The 19,431-nt window shown below is 40.7% G+C and carries 12 protein-coding genes and 2 rRNA genes; 13 read left to right on the top strand and 1 reads right to left on the bottom strand.

What is annotated here, in order from left to right; translation table 11 throughout:
- The first annotated feature begins 21 nt into the window (after positions 1-21).
- From L659_RS0110735 to ihfA, 7 genes are all read left to right on the top strand, one after another.
- Positions 22-2,912 (top strand): 23S ribosomal RNA (locus L659_RS0110735).
- Positions 2,913-3,059: 147 nt separating this feature from the next.
- A 5S ribosomal RNA gene (gene rrf / locus L659_RS0110730) occupies positions 3,060-3,174 on the top strand.
- A 1,145-nt stretch (positions 3,175-4,319) separates the two neighbouring features.
- Complete coding sequence (locus tag L659_RS0110725) at positions 4,320-5,375, top strand: DUF2066 domain-containing protein (RefSeq protein WP_024590548.1); 1,056 nt, start codon at positions 4,320-4,322, stop codon at positions 5,373-5,375.
- Positions 5,375-6,085, top strand: a complete 711-nt coding sequence (gene hda / locus L659_RS0110720) for a DnaA regulatory inactivator Hda (protein ID WP_007580342.1) — start codon at positions 5,375-5,377, stop codon at positions 6,083-6,085. Before L659_RS0110725 ends, hda begins: the two co-directional genes overlap by 1 nt.
- 345 nt (positions 6,086-6,430) lie before the next feature.
- A complete protein-coding gene (pheS, locus tag L659_RS0110715) occupies positions 6,431-7,411 on the top strand; it encodes a phenylalanine--tRNA ligase subunit alpha (RefSeq protein WP_002960692.1) in 981 nt (326 codons plus the stop codon).
- Between the two features lie 15 nt (positions 7,412-7,426).
- Positions 7,427-9,814, top strand: coding sequence for a phenylalanine--tRNA ligase subunit beta (gene pheT / locus L659_RS0110710; RefSeq protein WP_024590546.1), 2,388 nt, complete (start codon positions 7,427-7,429; stop codon positions 9,812-9,814).
- Positions 9,815-9,816: 2 nt separating this feature from the next.
- On the top strand, positions 9,817-10,116 hold the full coding sequence (ihfA, locus tag L659_RS0110705) for an integration host factor subunit alpha (RefSeq protein WP_002960690.1): 300 nt from the start codon (positions 9,817-9,819) through the stop codon (positions 10,114-10,116).
- Positions 10,117-10,355: 239 nt separating this feature from the next.
- On the opposite strand, the gene L659_RS0110700 is transcribed toward ihfA, so the two are convergent.
- Positions 10,356-11,156, bottom strand: a complete 801-nt coding sequence (locus L659_RS0110700) for a DUF2989 domain-containing protein (protein ID WP_024590545.1) — start codon at positions 11,154-11,156, stop codon at positions 10,356-10,358.
- A 174-nt stretch (positions 11,157-11,330) separates the two neighbouring features.
- Here L659_RS0110700 and L659_RS0110695 point away from each other — a divergent pair, with 174 nt between their 5' ends.
- The 6 genes from L659_RS0110695 to L659_RS0110670 all read left to right on the top strand — a co-directional run bounded on the left by L659_RS0110695 (position 11,331) and on the right by L659_RS0110670 (position 19,383).
- Positions 11,331-12,773 carry a glyceraldehyde-3-phosphate dehydrogenase gene (locus L659_RS0110695; protein WP_010554014.1) on the top strand — a complete coding sequence of 481 codons (1,443 nt, stop codon included), beginning with the start codon at positions 11,331-11,333 and terminating at the stop codon, positions 12,771-12,773.
- 183 nt (positions 12,774-12,956) lie between these two features.
- The gene (locus L659_RS0110690; protein ID WP_024590544.1) at positions 12,957-14,084 is read left to right on the top strand and encodes a M14 family metallopeptidase; all 1,128 of its coding nucleotides are present in this window, start codon (positions 12,957-12,959) and stop codon (positions 14,082-14,084) included.
- A 376-nt stretch (positions 14,085-14,460) separates the two neighbouring features.
- Complete coding sequence (locus L659_RS0110685; protein ID WP_010554016.1) at positions 14,461-15,963, top strand: alanine/glycine:cation symporter family protein; 1,503 nt, start codon at positions 14,461-14,463, stop codon at positions 15,961-15,963.
- Positions 15,964-16,102: 139 nt separating this feature from the next.
- Positions 16,103-16,429: a hypothetical protein gene (locus tag L659_RS0110680; RefSeq protein ID WP_007580349.1), complete on the top strand. Its 327-nt coding sequence runs from the start codon at positions 16,103-16,105 to the stop codon at positions 16,427-16,429.
- Between the two features lies 1 nt (position 16,430).
- The gene (locus L659_RS0110675; protein ID WP_007378333.1) at positions 16,431-16,712 is read left to right on the top strand and encodes a YeaC family protein; all 282 of its coding nucleotides are present in this window, start codon (positions 16,431-16,433) and stop codon (positions 16,710-16,712) included.
- Complete coding sequence (locus tag L659_RS0110670; protein WP_024590543.1) at positions 16,702-19,383, top strand: DUF349 domain-containing protein; 2,682 nt, start codon at positions 16,702-16,704, stop codon at positions 19,381-19,383. Before L659_RS0110675 ends, L659_RS0110670 begins: the two co-directional genes overlap by 11 nt.
- Positions 19,384-19,431: the final 48 nt, after the last annotated feature.

The raw sequence follows: 19,431 nt of genomic DNA, 5'->3' as shown, positions 1-19,431 counted from the left end.
AAAGACCCGTTTGGGTTGTATGGTTAAGTGACTAAGCGTACACGGTGGATGCCTTGGCAGTTGGAGGCGATGAAGGACGTATTAACTTGCGATAAGCTTAGTCAAGCTAGTAAAAAGCGCTTGAGACTAAGATTTCCGAATGGGGAAACCCACCTGCTTGCAGGTATCGTTAACTGAATACATAGGTTAACGAGGCGAACGCGGAGAACTGAAACATCTAAGTACCCGTAGGAAAAGAAATCAACCGAGATTCCGAAAGTAGCGGCGAGCGAAATCGGAACAGCCCTTAAGCTTATTATGTGTTAATGGAAGGCTGCTGGAAAGCGCCACGATACAGGGTGATAGTCCCGTACATGAAAAGACATTTTAAGTGAAATCGAGTAGGTCGGAGCACGTGAAACTTTGACTGAATATAGGTGGACCATCATCTAAGGCTAAATACTCCCAACTGACCGATAGTGAACCAGTACCGTGAGGGAAAGGCGAAAAGAACCCCTGTGAGGGGAGTGAAATAGAACCTGAAACCGTGTACGTACAAGCAGTAGGAGCCCACTTGTTGGGTGACTGCGTACCTTTTGTATAATGGGTCAGCGACTTATATTTTGTAGCGAGGTTAACCGAATAGGGTAGCCGTAGGGAAACCGAGTCTTAACTGGGCGAATAGTTGCAAGGTATAGACCCGAAACCCGGTGATCTAGCCATGGGCAGGTTGAAGGTTGAGTAACATCAACTGGAGGACCGAACCCACTAACGTTGAAAAGTTAGGGGATGACCTGTGGCTAGGAGTGAAAGGCTAATCAAACCGGGAGATAGCTGGTTCTCCCCGAAATCTATTTAGGTAGAGCCTCGGACGAATACTTACGGGGGTAGAGCACTGTTAAGGCTAGGGGGTCATCCCGACTTACCAACCCTTTGCAAACTCCGAATACCGTAAAGTAATATCCGGGAGACACACGGCGGGTGCTAACGTCCGTCGTGAAGAGGGAAACAACCCAGACCGCCAGCTAAGGTCCCAAAGTCATAGTTAAGTGGGAAACGATGTGGAAAGGCCCAGACAGCCAGGAGGTTGGCTTAGAAGCAGCCATCCTTTAAAGAAAGCGTAATAGCTCACTGGTCGAGTCGGTCTGCGCGGAAGATGTAACGGGGCTAAACTATGCACCGAAGCTGCGGATTCAGAATTTATTCTGAGTGGTAGGGGAGCGTTCTGTAAGCCGTTGAAGGTGTACCGGGAGGTATGCTGGAGGTATCAGAAGTGCGAATGCTGACATGAGTAACGATAATGGGAGTGAAAAACTCCCACGCCGGAAGACCAAGGGTTCCTATCCCATGTTAATCAGGGTAGGGTAAGTCGACCCCTAAGGCGAGGCCGAAAGGCGTAGTCGATGGGAAACAGATTAATATTTCTGTACTCGATATAATTGCGATGGGGGGACGGAGCAGGCTAAGCAAGCATAGCGTTGGTAGTCTATGTGAAAGTGAGTAGGGCGTTTGTTTAGGTAAATCCGGACAAACACTAAACCTGAGACACGAGACGAGTCACTACGGTGATGAAGTTGCTGATGCCATACTTCCAGGAAAAGCCTCTAAGCTTCAGATTATATGGAATCGTACCCCAAACCGACACAGGTGGTCAGGTAGAGAATACTAAGGCGCTTGAGAGAACTCGGGTGAAGGAACTAGGCAAAATCGTACCGTAACTTCGGGAGAAGGTACGCTCCTATCTGTGATGAGACTTGCTCTCTAAGCGGACGGGAGCCGCAGTGACCAGGTGGCTGGGACTGTTTATTAAAAACACAGCACTGTGCAAAATCGCAAGATGACGTATACGGTGTGACACCTGCCCGGTGCCGGAAGGTTAATTGATGGGGTTATCCTTAGGGAGAAGCTCTTGATCGAAGCCCCGGTAAACGGCGGCCGTAACTATAACGGTCCTAAGGTAGCGAAATTCCTTGTCGGGTAAGTTCCGACCTGCACGAATGGTGTAACCATGGCCACGCTGTCTCCACCCGAGACTCAGTGAAATTGAAATCGCAGTGAAGATGCTGTGTACCCGCGGCTAGACGGAAAGACCCCGTGAACCTTTACTACAGCTTGGCACTGAACATTGAACCTACATGTGTAGGATAGGTGGGAGACTTTGAAGCAGCGACGCTAGTTGTTGTGGAGTCAACCTTGAAATACCACCCTTGTAGTTTTGATGTTCTAACGTTGGCCCCTGAATCGGGGTTACGGACAGTGCCTGGTGGGTAGTTTGACTGGGGCGGTCTCCTCCTAAAGAGTAACGGAGGAGCACGAAGGTTGGCTAAGTACGGTCGGACATCGTACGGTTAGTGTAATGGTAGAAGCCAGCTTAACTGCGAGACAGACACGTCGAGCAGGTACGAAAGTAGGTCATAGTGATCCGGTGGTTCTGAATGGAAGGGCCATCGCTCAACGGATAAAAGGTACTCCGGGGATAACAGGCTGATACCGCCCAAGAGTTCATATCGACGGCGGTGTTTGGCACCTCGATGTCGGCTCATCACATCCTGGGGCTGAAGTCGGTCCCAAGGGTATGGCTGTTCGCCATTTAAAGTGGTACGCGAGCTGGGTTTAGAACGTCGTGAGACAGTTCGGTCCCTATCTGCCGTGGGCGTTTGAGAATTGAGAGGGGTTGCTCCTAGTACGAGAGGACCGGAGTGAACGAACCGCTGGTGTTCGGGTTGTCATGCCAATGGCATTGCCCGGTAGCTACGTTCGGAACTGATAAGCGCTGAAAGCATCTAAGCGCGAAGCAGGCCTCGAGATGAGTTCTCACTAGACTTTTAAAGTCTCTGAAGGGCCGTTGAAGACTACAACGTTGATAGGCAAGATGTGGAAGTGGTGTGAGCCATTAAGCTAACTTGTACTAATTACCCGTGAGGCTTAACCATACAACGCCAAACGCGTTTTATGCGACAGTTTAGACAGAAGTTAATATAACTAAAGTAGATATTACTTGAAGAAAGACTTAAAAAATATTATCAGATATTTTCCAAATTCAGTTAGTGCGTAGCGATACGGATTAACGCCAAAATTTGCTTGGTGACAATAGCGTTTTGGACCCACCTGATCCCATGCCGAACTCAGTAGTGAAACGAAACAGCGCCGATGATAGTGTAGCATTTGCTATGTGAAAGTAGGACATTACCAGGCTTCAAATTGTAGAGACCCGTTACAGCAATGTGACGGGTTTTTTGCTGTCTGGGATTTGATAAATAGCCAAGAGCCCATGCCGAGCTCAGTAGTGAAACAAAACAGCTCGAGGGCGAGCCCCGGCCAACGATAGTGTAGCATTTGCTATGTGAAAGTAGGACATTACCAGGCTTCAAATTAAAGAAACCCGTTACAGCAATGTGACGGGTTTTTTGCTGTCTGGGATTTAGTAAATAGCCAAAAGCTCATGTCGAACTCAGTAGTGAAACCAAAGCTTCGACCGATGATAGTGTAGCATTTCACTGTGGCTCTCCATCGCTGTGGGCACTACGACATTACACAAGCTTCACATTGTAGAAAGCCCGAATCTAACGATTCGGGCTTTTTTACGTCTGCAGAAAAGTGAAATGTGCGCAATTAACACACTCACATCAACACATATCACGTAGGGCGGGCGAGCATAGCGACTCCCGACGCTAGAATCACAACAAAAACCCTCAATACCCCATTCGGCCAATAAAGTAGCATTTGCTACGTGACTTTCTACTGCTGTGGGCACTATGACATTACACAAGCTTCACATTGTAGAAAGCCCGGATCTAACGGTTCGGGCTTTTTTACGTCTGCAGAAAAGTGAAATGCGCACAATTAACACACACTACATCAACACATATCACGTAGGTCGGGCGAGCGCAGCGACTCCCGACGCTAAAATCATGAAAAATCTCCGCTCAGCAATGAGTGCGCAGCATTTTCACTATGACTCTCCACCGCTGTGGGCACTATGACATTACACAAGCTTCAAATTGTAGAGAGCCAGCATCTAAAAATTCGGGCTCTTTACGTCTGCAGAAAGTAAAATGTAAGCGAATAACGAATAATCTATACCATAACATCATCAAGTACTTACATTAAATACCTTCATGATCTAACTAAACCCGAAAGGTTCGCGTTTTGAAAAGTGTAGTAAAGTTAAACGTAAGTGAATAGCGTACTACTCACTCAACTATCTTATTCATATTTAATCTTTTTTACTTTCTATAAAAGCTAATTACTTTCATTTCCTTAGATAACAAATTTAATTTTGCTTTGTTACTGTCTTTGATTTAGGATCAAATCAGTTTAAAACCAAGAACTAACAGCCTGTGTATAGATTATTAATTAGCGCCATATCCATTTTATTTTGTTTTTCTGCGTCGGCAGTTGAAGTAACTGATCTATATCAAGATATTTTAAAAGTGGATGACAAAACACGAGACACTCGATTAGCTGCGAGTCGTAAAGCTTTGCTCAATGTTTTAGTGAAAGTAAGCGGTGATGAAACCGCGGATCAAAATAAATTAGCACAGCAACGCACTAAAGATATTTCTGATTATATGCTTAAGTTTGAATATGACGAGAGAGCAAATGGACAATTGAAACTTGTTGTTAAATTTGAAGCTCGAAAGATCAATGCGTTAATCAAAGAGTTAAACTTACCTTTATGGGGAGTACAACGCCCATTAGTCGCAATATGGTTAGGTATTGAAGACAATTGGCGCAGAGAATTAGTAACACAAGAAAGTTACCCGCAATTAGAGCAGTTAATTTATGACAAAGCAGGACGCCGTGGATTACCCGTGGTTGTACCTTTGCTTGATTTACAAGATAGACGCTTAGTAGGTATTCCTGAGGTATGGGGTAACTTTTCAGAACCAGTAGAAGAGGCCTCTAGACGATACAGTGCTGAGCGAAGTATTACAGCAAGAATGTATAAAGAAGCGGATAGCGAAAATTGGATTTTAGATTGGCGTTTTACTAATGATGATCAGTTTGATTCAAATAGATTAACGGGTGATAAGCAACAAATTGTTAGTCAAATGATTGATACTTTAGCGCAGGGTTTAGCTAGTGAGTATGCTATCGATCCTAATGCTTATTATGAGCAAGCGGCGGCTACCTTAACTTTAAAAGGCACGCAAAGTTTTGTTGATGTTGAATTAGCAAAACAAAGATTATTGAACTTAAGCGTTGTTACGCAAGTTAAAATTGTTCGTAAAACACCAGAATTTGTAGAATTTAAACTAAACCACACTGGTAATCTAAGTGATCTTAAAAAAGGGCTAGGGTTAGACTCCTCATTTAAAGATTATGAGGATCCACGCGCTTTTTATCATGTTGTTGATAAAAATAGCTTAGAGTATCAATGGATAACGCCATAATGCTAACTTCTGAGCCGATGCAAATGGCATTACCGGTTACCTTGCCGGATGACGAAACATTTGCATCGTACTTTGGTGGGGAAGATTCGTTAGAGGTTAACCATTTAAAAGATAGCTTTTCGAAGTTAGCTAAAAAGTTTCAGTATACTTATTTATGTGGGTTAGGTGATTCGGGTAAGTCTCACCTTTTGTATGCAACCTGCATTAAAGCACAAGAGCGTGGCCTATCTAATATGCTGCTGTCTATGCGCGAAGTAATTGACTTTGGACCTATGGTATTAGACGGTTTAGAAGCACTTGATGTTCTATGTATTGATGACGTGCATTTAGTTGCAGGCAATGATGCATGGGAAAAAGCACTATTTAACTTTTTTAACCGGTTTAACGAACCCGGAAAAATGTTAGTAGTAACTGCCGATTTACTTCCTAGCATGCTTAATATCTCGCTGCCTGACTTAGAGTCTCGCTTAACGTGGGGAACAACCTTTCAAATTCGTTCTATGAGTGATGATGATAAAGCACAAGCACTTGTTAAGCGCGCTCATATGCGCGGCCTTGAATTAAGTGATGAGTGTGCACGCTTTTTACTAACCCGTTTAAGCCGTGATATGCGTGCTTTATTAGATGTACTCGACAAATTAGATCATGCATCTATGGCAGCACAGCGAAAATTAACTATTCCTTTTATAAAATCAACGTTAAAGCTGTAGTAGGTCTAGAATCTAGACCCTTCTTTCAGTTATCATAAGCTATTATCAGAGCGTGTTTACCTTTCCTGATTGGAATTTGTTTAACTTAAGAGTGCTTTAATCGTGTCGTGAGGGCTTTAGCGTAGTATTTATATGCGAAACCCGAACAACAAAGAACGTAGCCTCCGAGATAAACACTTCAAACTGCATGTGTTTGGTCTTTATTTAGCGTTATTGCATCACTTATGTAGGAAACTACAGTCCAATGCTTAACCTTATTTAATAACCAACCACGCTGTTGTAAAGCAATCTTGAAAGGCCAACACGCTCTTAAGCAATCACCTTCTGTGAAAGATCAGGTATCGAATGAACTTAGAAAACATATTAGCGCAAGCACTTGAGGCGGTAGCCAGTGCCAGTGAAATAGCGCAGTTAGAAGATATCAGGGTTAATTACCTTGGTAAAAAAGGCGAAATCACTAGCTTACTTAAAACGTTAGGTAAAATAGCACCTGAAGAACGTAAAGAAGCAGGCCAAGTTATAAACCAAGCTAAACAAGATGTACAAGCTGCTATCAACGAAAAGCGTGAATTGCTAGCAAGTAAAGCACTTGAAGAAAAACTAGCTGCTGAAACTATAGATGTAACTCTACCAGGGCGTGTTATGCCTACTGGCGGTTTACACCCAGTTACGCGCACTATTGAGCGCATAGAAAGCTTTTTTGGTGAGTTAGGTTTTGAAGTTAAATCTGGTCCAGAAATCGAAGACGATTTTCATAACTTTGATGCGCTAAATATTCCAGAGCACCATCCAGCACGTGCTGATCATGATACCTTTTATTTCAATCCTAAATTAGTACTACGTACACAAACAAGTGGCGTGCAAATTCGTACTATGGAAACTGAGCAGCCACCACTGCGCATTATTTCACCTGGACGCGTATACCGTAACGATTACGACCAAACACATACACCTATGTTCCATCAGGTTGAAGGTTTAATGGTTGATACCGATGTTAGCTTTACTGAGCTAAAAGGTATTTTGCATGATTTTTTACGTAACTTTTTTGAAGAAGATATGGAAATTCGTTTCCGTCCTTCATTCTTCCCGTTTACAGAACCTTCGGCTGAAGTAGATGTTATGGGTAAAGACGGTAAGTGGTTAGAAGTACTAGGCTGTGGCATGGTACATCCAAATGTACTTAAGTCTGTGGGCATTGACCCAGAAAAATACACCGGCTTTGCTTTTGGTATGGGTGTAGAGCGTTTAACTATGCTGCGCTATGGCGTAAACGATTTGCGTGCATTTTTCGAAAATGACTTAAAATTCCTGAACCAGTTCCGTTAAGAGTGAAACAATAAAATGAAATTTAGTGAAAAGTGGTTAAGAGAGTGGGTTAATCCTGCTATTGATACGCAAGCTCTTTCGGAACAGCTTTCAATGGCTGGTCTAGAAGTTGATGGCGTTGAGCCTGCTGCTGCCAAATTTAATGGCGTAGTTGTAGGTGAAGTTGTTGAATGTGGGCAACACCCTGATGCAGATAAACTGCGTGTTACCAAAATTAACGTAGGTGGCGATGAGCTACTTGATATCGTGTGTGGTGCACCAAATTGTCGTTTAGGTATTAAAGTTGCTGTTGCAACTGTGGGCGCTGTACTGCCTGGTGACTTTAAAATTAAAAAAGCCAAACTACGCGGCCAACCTTCAAACGGAATGCTATGTGCTTTTGTTGAGCTAGGTATTAGCGAAGAAGGCGACGGCATTATGGAATTGCCAAGCGATGCACCAGTAGGCACTGATTTACGTGATTACCTAGGTCTTGATGATAATATTATAGATGTTGATTTAACACCAAACCGTGGTGACTGCTTAGGTATAAAAGGTCTAGCACGCGAAGTAGGTGTTTTAAATAGTATTGACGTAAACGTATTAGATATTCCAGCTGTTACTCCAACAATTGATGACAAAGTATCAATTGAGCTAGTTAATGAAGATGCATGTCCTCGTTACCTTGGTCGTGTAATAAAGGGCATTAACCTTGATGCAGAAACACCGCTTTGGATGGTTGAAAAGCTACGTCGCAGTGGCGTACGTTCAATCGATCCGGTTGTTGATGTGACTAACTATGTATTACTTGAACTTGGTCACCCAATGCACGCGTTTGATTTAAATGCGATTGAAGGTGGTATTAAAGTACGTGGTGCAAACGCAGGCGAAGAACTTGTTTTATTAGACGGTAACACCGCTAAATTAAACGACACAACACTTGTGATAGCCGATCATAACAAAGCACTTGCAATTGCAGGTGTTTTTGGTGGTGAGCAATCAGGTGTTACAGATAAAACATCTGATATATTACTTGAAAGCGCATTTTTTAATCCTGTAGCAATTGCAGGGCAAGCACGTAGCTACGGTTTACACACTGATGCTTCACACCGTTATGAACGCGGTGTTGATTTTGCTCTACAACATGATGCAATGGAACGTGCAACAGCACTTCTTCTTGAGATTGTAGGTGGTCAAGCAGGCCCTGTAGTTGAAGCTGTTGCGGCTGACAAACTACCAAAAGTGACTGAAGTACGTCTTCGTCGTGCACGTTTAGACCGTGTTATTGGTCATCATATTGAAGATGCTAAAGTAACAGATATTCTTACGCGTTTAGGTCTTGATGTTAAAGTAGAAAATGAAAGCTGGAGTGCGGACGTACCAAGCTACCGTTTTGATATTCGCATCGAAGAAGATTTAATTGAAGAAGTAGCACGTGTTTACGGTTACAACAGCATTCCAAATGTTGCACCAACTGCAAAACTTAAAATGACGACACATAACGAAGCAACTATTGCACTTAGCAAGTTCCGTAATACGTTAGTGACTCGTGGTTACCAAGAAGCAATTACATACAGCTTTGTAGACCCTAAAGCACAAGCTATTTTACACCCAGAGTGTAAAGCAATGGTATTACCGCACCCTATTTCAATTGAAATGTCAGCGATGCGTGTAAGTTTAATGCCGGGTTTATTAGCGTCTGTAGCGTATAACCAAAATCGCCAACAGCCTCGCATTCGTTTATTCGAACATGGTCTTAAATTTATAAGCGACGAAAGTGCAGAAAATGGTGTTTACCAAGTACCGGTTATTGGCGGCGTTATTACGGGTCTTGTAAATGGTGAACATTGGGTTGAAGAAAAACGTAACGTTGATTTTTACGACCTAAAAGGTGATGTTGAAGCCTTACTTGCAATTACTAATGACGTTACTCGCTTTGAAATTAAAGCCGAGCAGTCAGATGGACTTCACCCTGGTCAATCAGCTGTAATATATGTTGATGGCAAAAAGGTTGGTTTTTTTGGTGCTTTACATCCTCAAGCTCAAAAGTCGTTAGATATCAACAACGCAACTTTTGTTTTTGAAATTGAAATGTCAGCAATAGAAAAAAGAAATTTACCGCAAGCAGAAGGGGTGTCTAAATTCCCTTCAAATCGCCGCGACATCGCGATTTTAGTGGCAGACAGCGTTAAATCTGGCGACATTTTAAGCGTGATCGAAAAAGTTGGCGGAAATCAATTGGTTGACCTAAACTTATTCGATGTGTATAAGGGCAAAGGTATTGAGCCAAATTATAAGAGTTTGGCGATTGCTCTAACACTGCAAGCGGTTGATAGAACACTCGAAGAGAAAGATATCAATCTAGTAGTTGATAACGTGGTGGCCGAATTGGCCGAACAGTTTAATGCATCGTTGAGGGACTAGATATGGCGCTTACTAAAGCCGACATAGCTGAACACCTATTTGAAAAGCTCGGGATCAATAAAAAAGATGCCAAAGATTTAGTTGAAGCGTTTTTTGAAGAAATCCGCTCAGCGCTAGAAAAAGGCGAGCAGGTTAAGCTCTCTGGATTTGGTAACTTTGATCTTCGAGACAAAAAAGAAAGACCAGGCCGCAACCCGAAAACAGGCGAAGATATTCCTATTTCGGCACGTCGCGTGGTGACTTTTCGACCAGGTCAAAAGCTTAAAACCCGCGTAGAAGTGGGCACAAGCAAAGCAAAATAAAAAAAGGCAGCGTAAGCTGCCTTTTTATTTGCCTGAATAACCTAGTTATTAAATTATACCAACCTGCATAAATCTTTGATCAATTTAACGAATTAAATTGCACTATAACGTCGTTAAAAATGTTTTATTTAGAACAACTAGATACAAAAATTTTTGCCTAGTTCTAGCGTAATTTCCTTAACGTTAAATAGACCCCATATATAAGCAGATTGGTATTAGGTTATTTTTGCGATTATAAATTAAAACTCTCGAGGAGATACAAAATCACCTGCCATTATTTGCTGAAATGTTTGCTCTGCAAGTACATCTAGGCTGTCTAAGCTTTTACCACTCGTTATTAATTGCTGCTCAATTTCAAACACGTCAATATTTTCAATCCCCGACATTTGCGCTACTTTAGAAAATATATATGCATGCTTAAATTTATCATGTTTATAAAAAAGACTAATAAGTGATGTATACACTTCAGGATTCGGTACGTTGTCTTTTTTATTGAGCTCTAAAGTTTTATAAAGCAAATCAATGGTTTTTTCATCGTCGAACTTAATATAGTACGATGCTAAAAAAAATTGCATTTCGGCACTTTGCGTTACACTTTTGTCATTTTCTATCGCCAATAATTTAGTCAGTGCGTTTTGGTTATTATTTCGTGACCATTGGTAGTAGAGCAAACCTGGATGGTTCGTATTTTGGGTATCTTGATATAAGCGAGTCATTTCTTTAATGCTCGTTAATTGACCGTCAATACGTGACGTTTTTTTAGCTTTTAACTTAATATGTTCAATTTTGGCAGCCACAGTTATACATTGGTTATAGGATTCAAAGTCCTTGAGTAATTGGTATTTATTTTCATCAGTAGGGTCTTTGTATTCTATGTAACGTTTGATAATTACATCAGAACGTTCATCCTTGCAGTGGCTGTCTTTGTTTAAGTCGCTACAAAAGCCAGGTGTTTCTTTGCACACTTGTGCGAGTGTCAAGGGCTCTTCACACCCTGTCAACGTTAGCAAACCTAATAGTACACTTGCTTTTTTAAGCATCCCTTAACCCCAAATGAATATCTACCTTGTTATTCTAACGCAATCATTTAACGCCTAACAGTAGAGAATAACTTCAGATTAAATTAGAATAGCCCTGCCTGAAGTGCATTACTCTCAAAATATAGTGCATTTTTAAAGGCTATCCGTTCAAAATGATAAACTTAGGTAAATAAAATGACCTCATCTCACGAGTTAGAATACACAAATAGTTGGCAAGAGCGCCAAGATTACGCAGAAAGCATGCAACCAATCATTGGTAAACTTTACCGTAATCGTGGTATCGAAATCGCTGTATATGGCCGTCCTCTCGTAAATGCCAGTACTATCGATATTATCAAATCTCACAAAACCGTTGCTCAGTTTGAAGGCACTAAGTTACGTTTGCGTGAAAGCTTCCCATTTTTAGAAGCTATCAGCAAAATGGAATTAAACTCTGCACGTATTGATATTGGTAAGCTTGCATATAGTTATTTGTTCACTGAAGCTGCAAAAGGCCGCTCAGTAGAAGAATTTGTAAAAGATGAACTTGCAGAAATAGCTGACTTACCAGCGAAGGAACCACGCGATGTTGTATTGTATGGTTTTGGTCGTATTGGTCGTTTACTAGCGCGTTTATTAATTGAAAAATCAGGTCCATATTCAGATTTACGTTTGCGCGCTATTGTTGTGCGTGGCGGTAAAGAGGGTGATCTTGAAAAGCGTGCAAGCTTACTGCGTCGTGATTCAATTCACGGTCCGTTCAATGGCTCAATCACTATTGATAAAGAACGTAACGCAATTAAAGCCAACGGTAGCTACATTCAGGTTATTTACGCTAACTCTCCTAGCGAAATTGATTACACTCAATATGGTATCGACAATGCATTAATTGTTGATAACACCGGTATTTGGAAAGACGAAGCGGGCCTTGGCCAGCATCTAGAGTGTAAGGGCGCTGCAAAAGTATTATTAACAGCTCCTGCAAAAGGTAATATCAAAAACATCGTATATGGTGTTAATAACAAAGATATTTTACCTGAAGATAAAATTGTTTGTGCAGCAAGCTGTACAACCAATGCAATTACACCAACGCTTAAAGCACTAAACGATAAGTTTGGTATTAATAATGGCCATGTTGAAACTGTACACTCGTACACGAACGATCAAAACCTTATTGATAACTACCACAAAGCAGAGCGCCGTGGCCGTGCCGCAGCACTTAACATGGTAATTACTGAGACAGGGGCTGCAAAAGCGGTTTCAAAAGCATTACCAGAGCTTGAAGGCAAATTAACAGGTAACGCAATCCGCGTACCTACACCTAATGTGTCGCTAGCTATTTTGAACCTTAACTTAGCAACAAGCACATCAGTTGAAGAGCTAAACGCATTTTTACGCGATACTGCACTTCATTCAGACTTACGTGACCAAATTGATTACACAGCATCAACGGAAATTGTTTCTACCGATTTAGTAGGTAGCCGTTACGCAGGTGTTGTTGATTCACAAGCAACGATTGTTGAAGATAACCGTATTGTTTTATATGTATGGTACGACAATGAGTTTGGTTACAGCTGCCAAGTAGTTCGTTGTATGCGCGATATGGCCGAAGTGTCATTCCCAAGCTTACCTCGCTAATTTATTTGCAGTGACTTAAAAGCCAGCATGTTGCTGGCTTTTTTGGTCGTGTATTATTTTTAAAGCGTATGCCTTGTGATAGGCTTTAATTAAGAAAATGCACATTCGTTTTACTATTTACAAAATAATGTCAGTTCTGTGAATTAATAAGCAGATAAACTTATTCAACCTAAAGGTTTTTTCATGAAAATCAGCAGCAATTTCGACAGTGGTAATATCAAAGTTATTGAAGCCACCGATCCTTTAAATATTCAATTAGAAATTAATAAAGATCACCAGTCTGAATTTTATCAGTGGTTTCACTTTCGTCTTGAAACAACGCCTTACCAATTGCATAAGTTAAATATTAATGAGCTTGATAAATCAGCTTACCCAGATGGTTGGGAAGGGTATCAAGCCGTTGCATCATATGACCGCCAAACATGGTTTCGTGTACCATCAAGCTATGAAAATGGCACATTAAGCTTTGAAATTGAACCAGAGTGCGGCAGCGTGTATTTTGCTTACTTTGCGCCATACAGTTACGACCGCCATTTAGATTTATTGTCTTGGGCACAAAGCCAAGGCGCTTGCCAATTAATAACGCTTGGTGAAACACTTGATGGCCGCGATATGAGTGTGCTCAAAATTGGTGAGCCAAGTGAAGATAAGAAAAACATCTGGATCACAGCACGTCAACATCCAGGTGAAACAATGGCGCAGTGGTATGTTGAAGGTCTACTGCACAAACTTCTTGATGACGAAGACCCACATGCAGCTGCGCTTCTATCAAAAGCAGTGTTTTACGTTGTGCCAAATATGAATCCAGATGGCAGCGCACGCGGACATCTCCGTACTAATGCTAAAGGCGTTAACTTAAACCGTGAATGGCAGACACCAAGCATGGAAAATAGCCCTGAGGTTTACCTAGTACTAAATAAAATGCGCGAAGCTGGCTTAGATATGCACTTAGATATACACGGCGATGAAGCTATTCCGTATAACTTTGTGGCAGGCAGTGAAGGTATTCCAAGTTATGATGCTCGTCTTAAAGGCCTTGAAGATAGCTTTAAAGCTGCGCTTTTAACTATTACACCAGAGTTTCAAGATGAGCATGGCTATCCAAAAGATGAGCCCGGCAAAGCTAACCTTACGGTAGGTTCATCAGCTACTGCTGAAGAATTCAAAGCATTAACGTACACAATTGAAATGCCATTTAAAGACAACAACGATTTACCTGATCCAGACTATGGCTGGTCAGACCGTCGTTCGTATCAATTTGGTCAAGATACGTTAGCGGCAATTGTTAATGTTGTTGATAATTTAAGATAAAACATTTATTTGAAGGGTATCAATAGTTTTGATGCCCTTTTTGCTTTTAGTAAAACCCCTTTTACAAAAAATAATAATCATATAGCAACTTCATTCCAAAACGTTTTTAACGTTTCTTCGCCGCGTATCATCACCGTATCGGTACAAATCAATCTACTTTCCTTTAAATACTGCTGATGCAGTGCCTTGCAATAGCTACATAATTAGATATTTTGAAAATTAAGTGTTAACAAAGTTGGGGTACTTAAGTTAAGATTAATTAAATAATGAGTCGGGACGGGAGAGGTAAAACCTTATTTCGTGAAACTTATGTTGCGTAGTAGTTAAAGCAGAGTCTCGTAATTAAAAATAATAAATATAACTATAGAGGATATCCATGGAAGCTTTTGTAAGCGCTGTTAATGATGTTGTTTGGAGTAATGCACTCATCTATTTATGCCTAGGCGCAGGCTTGTTTTATTCAGTATTAACTCGATTTGCTCAAGTTAGACATTTTAAAGAAATGTGTAAGTTATTATTTAGTCCAAACACGTCTGATAAAGGTATCTCATCTTTTCAAGCCCTTGCAGTATCGTTGTCTGGACGAGTTGGCGTAGGTAATATTGCAGGTGTTGCAGCAGCTATCGGTTTTGGTGGACCAGGTGCTATTTTTTGGATGTGGGTTGTTGCTTTTCTAGGTGCAAGTACCGCATATGCAGAATCTACTTTAGGCCAAATTTATAAAACAGAAGAAAACGGGCAATATCGTGGCGGTCCAGCGTATTATTTTGACCGTTGTTTAGGGCAAAAATGGCTAGCTGTTTTATTTGCTGTTTCGGCAATTATTGCATGTGGTGTTTTTCTGCCAGGCGTACAAGCAAATGCGGTAGGTAATGCGTTTACTCAAGTGTTTGGCGATGGCAATATGGTTTCTACTAGCTTTGGTGACGTAGGCAGCTTTAAATTGGTCGCTTTGGCAATTATCCTTATTGTTTTGGCGTTTATTATTTTCGGCGGAATAAAGCGTATTGCGAACTTTACGCAAATAGTAGTGCCATTTATGGCGCTTGGTTACATAGTATTGGCACTAATCGTAGTATTTTTAAATTTAGATAAAGTGGGTGATATATTTTATTTAATTATTAGTGATGCGTTTACTGCGCAGGCCGGTTTTGGTGCTGCTATTGGTTGGGGCGTTAAACGCGGTATATATTCTAATGAAGCAGGCCAAGGTACTGGGCCTCATGCAGCAGCCGCTGCAGAAGTTGATCACCCTGCTCAACAGGGGTTAGTACAAGCTTTCTCTGTTTACGTTGATACCATCTTTGTGTGTACTGCAACAGCATTAATGATTTTAATAACGCAGCAATACAATATTGTGGGTGAGTTACCAGCAGGGCAATTTATTGTTCAAAATGTTGATGCAGCCACTGAAGTGGGTTCAGCAGCCTTTACGCAAATGGCTCTATTTAGTGTATTTGGTAGCTTTGGGCAGGCATTTGTTGGCATCGCATTGTTCTTCTTTGCTTTTACCACAATACTTGCTTATTACTTTATTGCAGAGACTAATATTGCTTACTTAAATCGTTATTTTAAAGGCAGTATTCCGCTTGTTATCGTGAAGTTTGTGATTATGTTTATGGTTGCATACGGCATGGTAAACAATTCAGGTTATATCTGGACTATTGGTGATATTGGCGTTGGCTTAATGGCCTGGATCAACATACTAGGTATTTTAGCTATTTTCTTCGTAGCTAAGCCTGCTTTGTTATGTTTGAGCGATTATGAAGAACAGAAGAAAAAAGGCGGAAAAATCATATTTGATCCAGTTAAATTAGGCATTAAAAACGCCACGTTCTGGGAAAAACGCTTAGAGAAGCAGTCAAAAGACGCAGAGTAATTAAACTTAGTGGGCAACTTGGAAAATTATCGCCCCAAAATTAGTTATTGGTTTGAATTCAAAAAAGACAACGAGAAATAAAACAAGTACAATAAAGGCGCCGAAAGGCGCTTTTTTTATGCGTAGTATGGAGAGAAGTATGGCGATTATTCGTTGCCCAAAATGTGCAAAATCAATTTCAGATAAACATAAGCAATGTCCGCATTGCGAAAGCAACATTGCAGAGCTAAACGACGAGCAAGTTTTGCAACTTCAGCGCGAACAGCGAATTAAAAAAAAGCAGATGTTTATAAATCACTCCTTTTTGGCGCTTATCTTATTTTTAGGTGGTTTTTTCTGTTTGTACTTTTTACAACCGCAAGAAAAAACGCTTCAGTGGTATGCTTATACTGCGGCTATTGGCGTAGGGTGTATTTGGTATCTTATAAACCGAATTGTTTTAGTGACTCTAAAAAAGAAAAAATGACATGAATATCGACAATCTTGTACAAAATATTACTCCCGAATTATTCGAACGCTTACAATACGGTGCATCAACTGGCAAATGGCCAGACGGTACCGTTTTATCAGACGAGCAAAAGCAACAAACAGTGCAGTTGGTTATGTTGTATCAAGCAAAAGTGGCTCAATCAAACGAGCAATTTACGATTGGTGCTAATGGTGAAATGATCCAAAAGACAAAAGCTCAACTACAAAAAGAATTTAAATCAGACAACGAAATAGCTAGGTTTAGTGAACATGATCTTTAAGCACCTTTTTACACCGAAATGGAAACACCCTAAGCAACAAGTACGTCTTGATGCTATCGAAAAATTAGACATTGAACGTGATGCAACCATATTAAACACGTTAGCACTTGAAGATAGTTCAGCTGAAATACGCCGCAAAGCACTACAAAAAGTAAACGAGTTACCACTTTGGTGGAAAGCGTATAAACAAGATCAAGCATTAAAAGATATAGCAGAGCTTCAAATATCTAATGCTGTTTTAAATAGCGAGAGTGCACTAACACCGCAAATTAAAAACGAATACATAGAGCGTTTTGCACCCGTTAAAACACTCGAAAAGTTAGCGTTTGCAGAAAAAGAACTGCAAGTACGCGTTAAATTATTAAAACGTTTAGCAAATCCAAAACTAGTAGAAAAAGCATTTAAAGAAGGTAGCGAAGAGCTACAAACTCAATTAGTTGAACTTGTTATTACTCATCAATTAATTAAGCCATTATTAAAGCATGCGAATGGTGGTGCAAAAGCAGCACTTGAAACGCATATTGAAAATGAGCGTTTAGCAATTGAAATGCCACTGCAGGTTGAAAGTGCAACACGTGTTATTTTAGCTAAGTTAAATGCCTTACGTGAAAAAACAGATTTTGGTGTTGTAAATCCACAAGCCGGTGAATTAATGGCCCAGTGGCAAGCACTTGAGCTCAAATGGCTAAGTGATGAGCGTGTTAAGCTTCTTGACGAAAAATATATTTCGATTACCACTAAGTTAGATGCACACATTGAACAGCTAAAAGCGGTACACGACAAAGAGCAGCAAAAATTAGCGCTACAACAGCGCCAATTGCTAGCGCTTGCAACTGTTGAAGCGTTAAGTGAAGAAATTGAAAACGCCTTACAGCTAGGCCTTGAAACACCAGAGCAAATTCAGCAAGATTGGCTTGATGCAAAAGTAGCGCAAGCTAAGCAAGCTATTAGCGAAACAGAACTTGCTAAGAATGCACAATCTAAACTGGCTGTAAGCAAGTTAGAAAAACTATTTACTCAAGTTGCTAAGTTACCTGAGCTAACAACGGCTATTAAAGAGTACAAACTCGCTTTTGCAGCATTATGCGAAATTAAGCCAGCAGAAGATTTAGCGCAATACGATGCAACTCTAACTGAATTTAATAATGGTTTTAAAGCAGCGCGTAGTCATTTAAATATTTTAGATGGTGCACTGCAAAGTACGTTTAAAACACAGTTAAATACGCATAAAAAGCAATTTTTAGCACCAATGAGTGAGCTAGTTAAGCCACTTGAAAAAAACCAAAGCCAAGCAAAACGCAAAGCTCGTGATGTTAAACGCCTAATTGAAGAAGGTCGTTTTAATGTTGCCTTTGGCGTGTTTAAAGGGTTTGAAGAGTTATTTAATACACTCACTGAGCAATATCAACAGCCGCTTGTAAATATAAAAGCGGAACTTGAAGCGCAACTTGCAGATGCTAAAGATTGGCAAAAATACGCTGCAGCACCAAAGCGTGAAGCTTTATTAGAAGAAGTAAGTGCATTAGTAAGTGAAGAGTGTACTGACCCACAACAACGCGCAGAGCAAGTAAAAGTACTACGTAAACGTTGGAATGAGTTAGGTCGTTTAGATACAGATGAAGAAAAGCAACAAGGCGTGCAGTTTGATGAAAAAATCGAGCTGTTATTTGCACCTTGTCGTAGTTACTTTGCAGAGCAAGAAGTACAACGCGAGGCCTCAAAAGCACAACGCGAAAGTATTATTAGCGACATGCACGCGCTTCATTTACAGCCTACGGCTGAGGATGACTTTGATTGGAAACAATATGAAAGCCAATACAATCGTTTAAACAAAGCGTGGCGCAGTGTAGGTAAAGTTGATCCTAAAACATACCGTACACTAAACGATCGTTATAAAAGCGAGCAACAACAAGTACTGGCTTTATTAAACGCATTTCATAAAAGTAATGCCTTACTTAAAAATGAATTAGTAGAAAAAGCGCAGCAATTATCACAAAGCGATGATTTAGCCGCTGCGTGCCAAGAGTTGAAGCAAATGCAGCAGCAATGGCAAACAATTGGTTTTGCAGGTTTAAAAGCTGAAAATGCGTTATGGCAAAAATTTCGTCAATTTAACGATGAAACATTTACTAAACGTAGTAGTGAATTTGAGCAGCAAAAACTTGATCAAAATGAGTCAGATAAACAAGCAGTTGCAGAACTTGCTGAGCTTGAAGCAGCACTTAGCGATGTAAATCAAAGAGCACAGTTGCACGACCTAGAAACAAAAGTGAAAGGGTACACGCAATTTAGATCGTTAGCGCCAAAAGTTACTAAGCTACTAGCAGCTATTGACGATAAACTTGCATTGCTTACAAGCAAATCAGAGCAAGCTAATCTAGATGCGTTAATTACAGCACTTGAAAACAATGAAGCGTTGCCAAGTCAGTATCAAGCACCACTTAAAACAGCATTAAATAGGGATCAACTTATTACGCGCATGGAAATATTAGCGAACGTAAGTTCAAGTGATAAGTCACTTAGAATGGCAGAACAAGTAGCCATGTTAGATGACAAACATCGTGGCGAACATGCTGATTTAAACTATTATTTAAAACAGTTATTAGCGCTCAGTGCTGGTTCAGTTGAACCTGACACACTAACGCGACTTAAAGCGACACTTGCAGCTTAATGCACTAAAACCAGCGTAATATATGCTGGTTACTATTTTAATAAGCCG

Origin of the sequence: Pseudoalteromonas sp. S8-8 (genome assembly GCF_000497875.1) — a bacterium.
Lineage (GTDB): Bacteria > Pseudomonadota > Gammaproteobacteria > Enterobacterales > Alteromonadaceae > Pseudoalteromonas > Pseudoalteromonas arctica.
This window is presented reverse-complemented; position numbering and strand designations above follow the sequence as displayed.

Coding starts and splice junctions, on each gene's coding strand:
- hda (WP_007580342.1), top strand. CDS start 5,375: ATGCTAACTTCTGAGCCGATGCAAATGGCATTACCGGTTACCTTGCCG.
- pheS (WP_002960692.1), top strand. CDS start 6,431: ATGAACTTAGAAAACATATTAGCGCAAGCACTTGAGGCGGTAGCCAGT.
- pheT (WP_024590546.1), top strand. CDS start 7,427: ATGAAATTTAGTGAAAAGTGGTTAAGAGAGTGGGTTAATCCTGCTATT.
- ihfA (WP_002960690.1), top strand. CDS start 9,817: ATGGCGCTTACTAAAGCCGACATAGCTGAACACCTATTTGAAAAGCTC.
- L659_RS0110700 (WP_024590545.1), bottom strand. CDS start 11,156: ATGCTTAAAAAAGCAAGTGTACTATTAGGTTTGCTAACGTTGACAGGG.
- L659_RS0110695 (WP_010554014.1), top strand. CDS start 11,331: ATGACCTCATCTCACGAGTTAGAATACACAAATAGTTGGCAAGAGCGC.
- L659_RS0110690 (WP_024590544.1), top strand. CDS start 12,957: ATGAAAATCAGCAGCAATTTCGACAGTGGTAATATCAAAGTTATTGAA.
- L659_RS0110685 (WP_010554016.1), top strand. CDS start 14,461: ATGGAAGCTTTTGTAAGCGCTGTTAATGATGTTGTTTGGAGTAATGCA.
- L659_RS0110680 (WP_007580349.1), top strand. CDS start 16,103: ATGGCGATTATTCGTTGCCCAAAATGTGCAAAATCAATTTCAGATAAA.
- L659_RS0110675 (WP_007378333.1), top strand. CDS start 16,431: ATGAATATCGACAATCTTGTACAAAATATTACTCCCGAATTATTCGAA.
- L659_RS0110670 (WP_024590543.1), top strand. CDS start 16,702: ATGATCTTTAAGCACCTTTTTACACCGAAATGGAAACACCCTAAGCAA.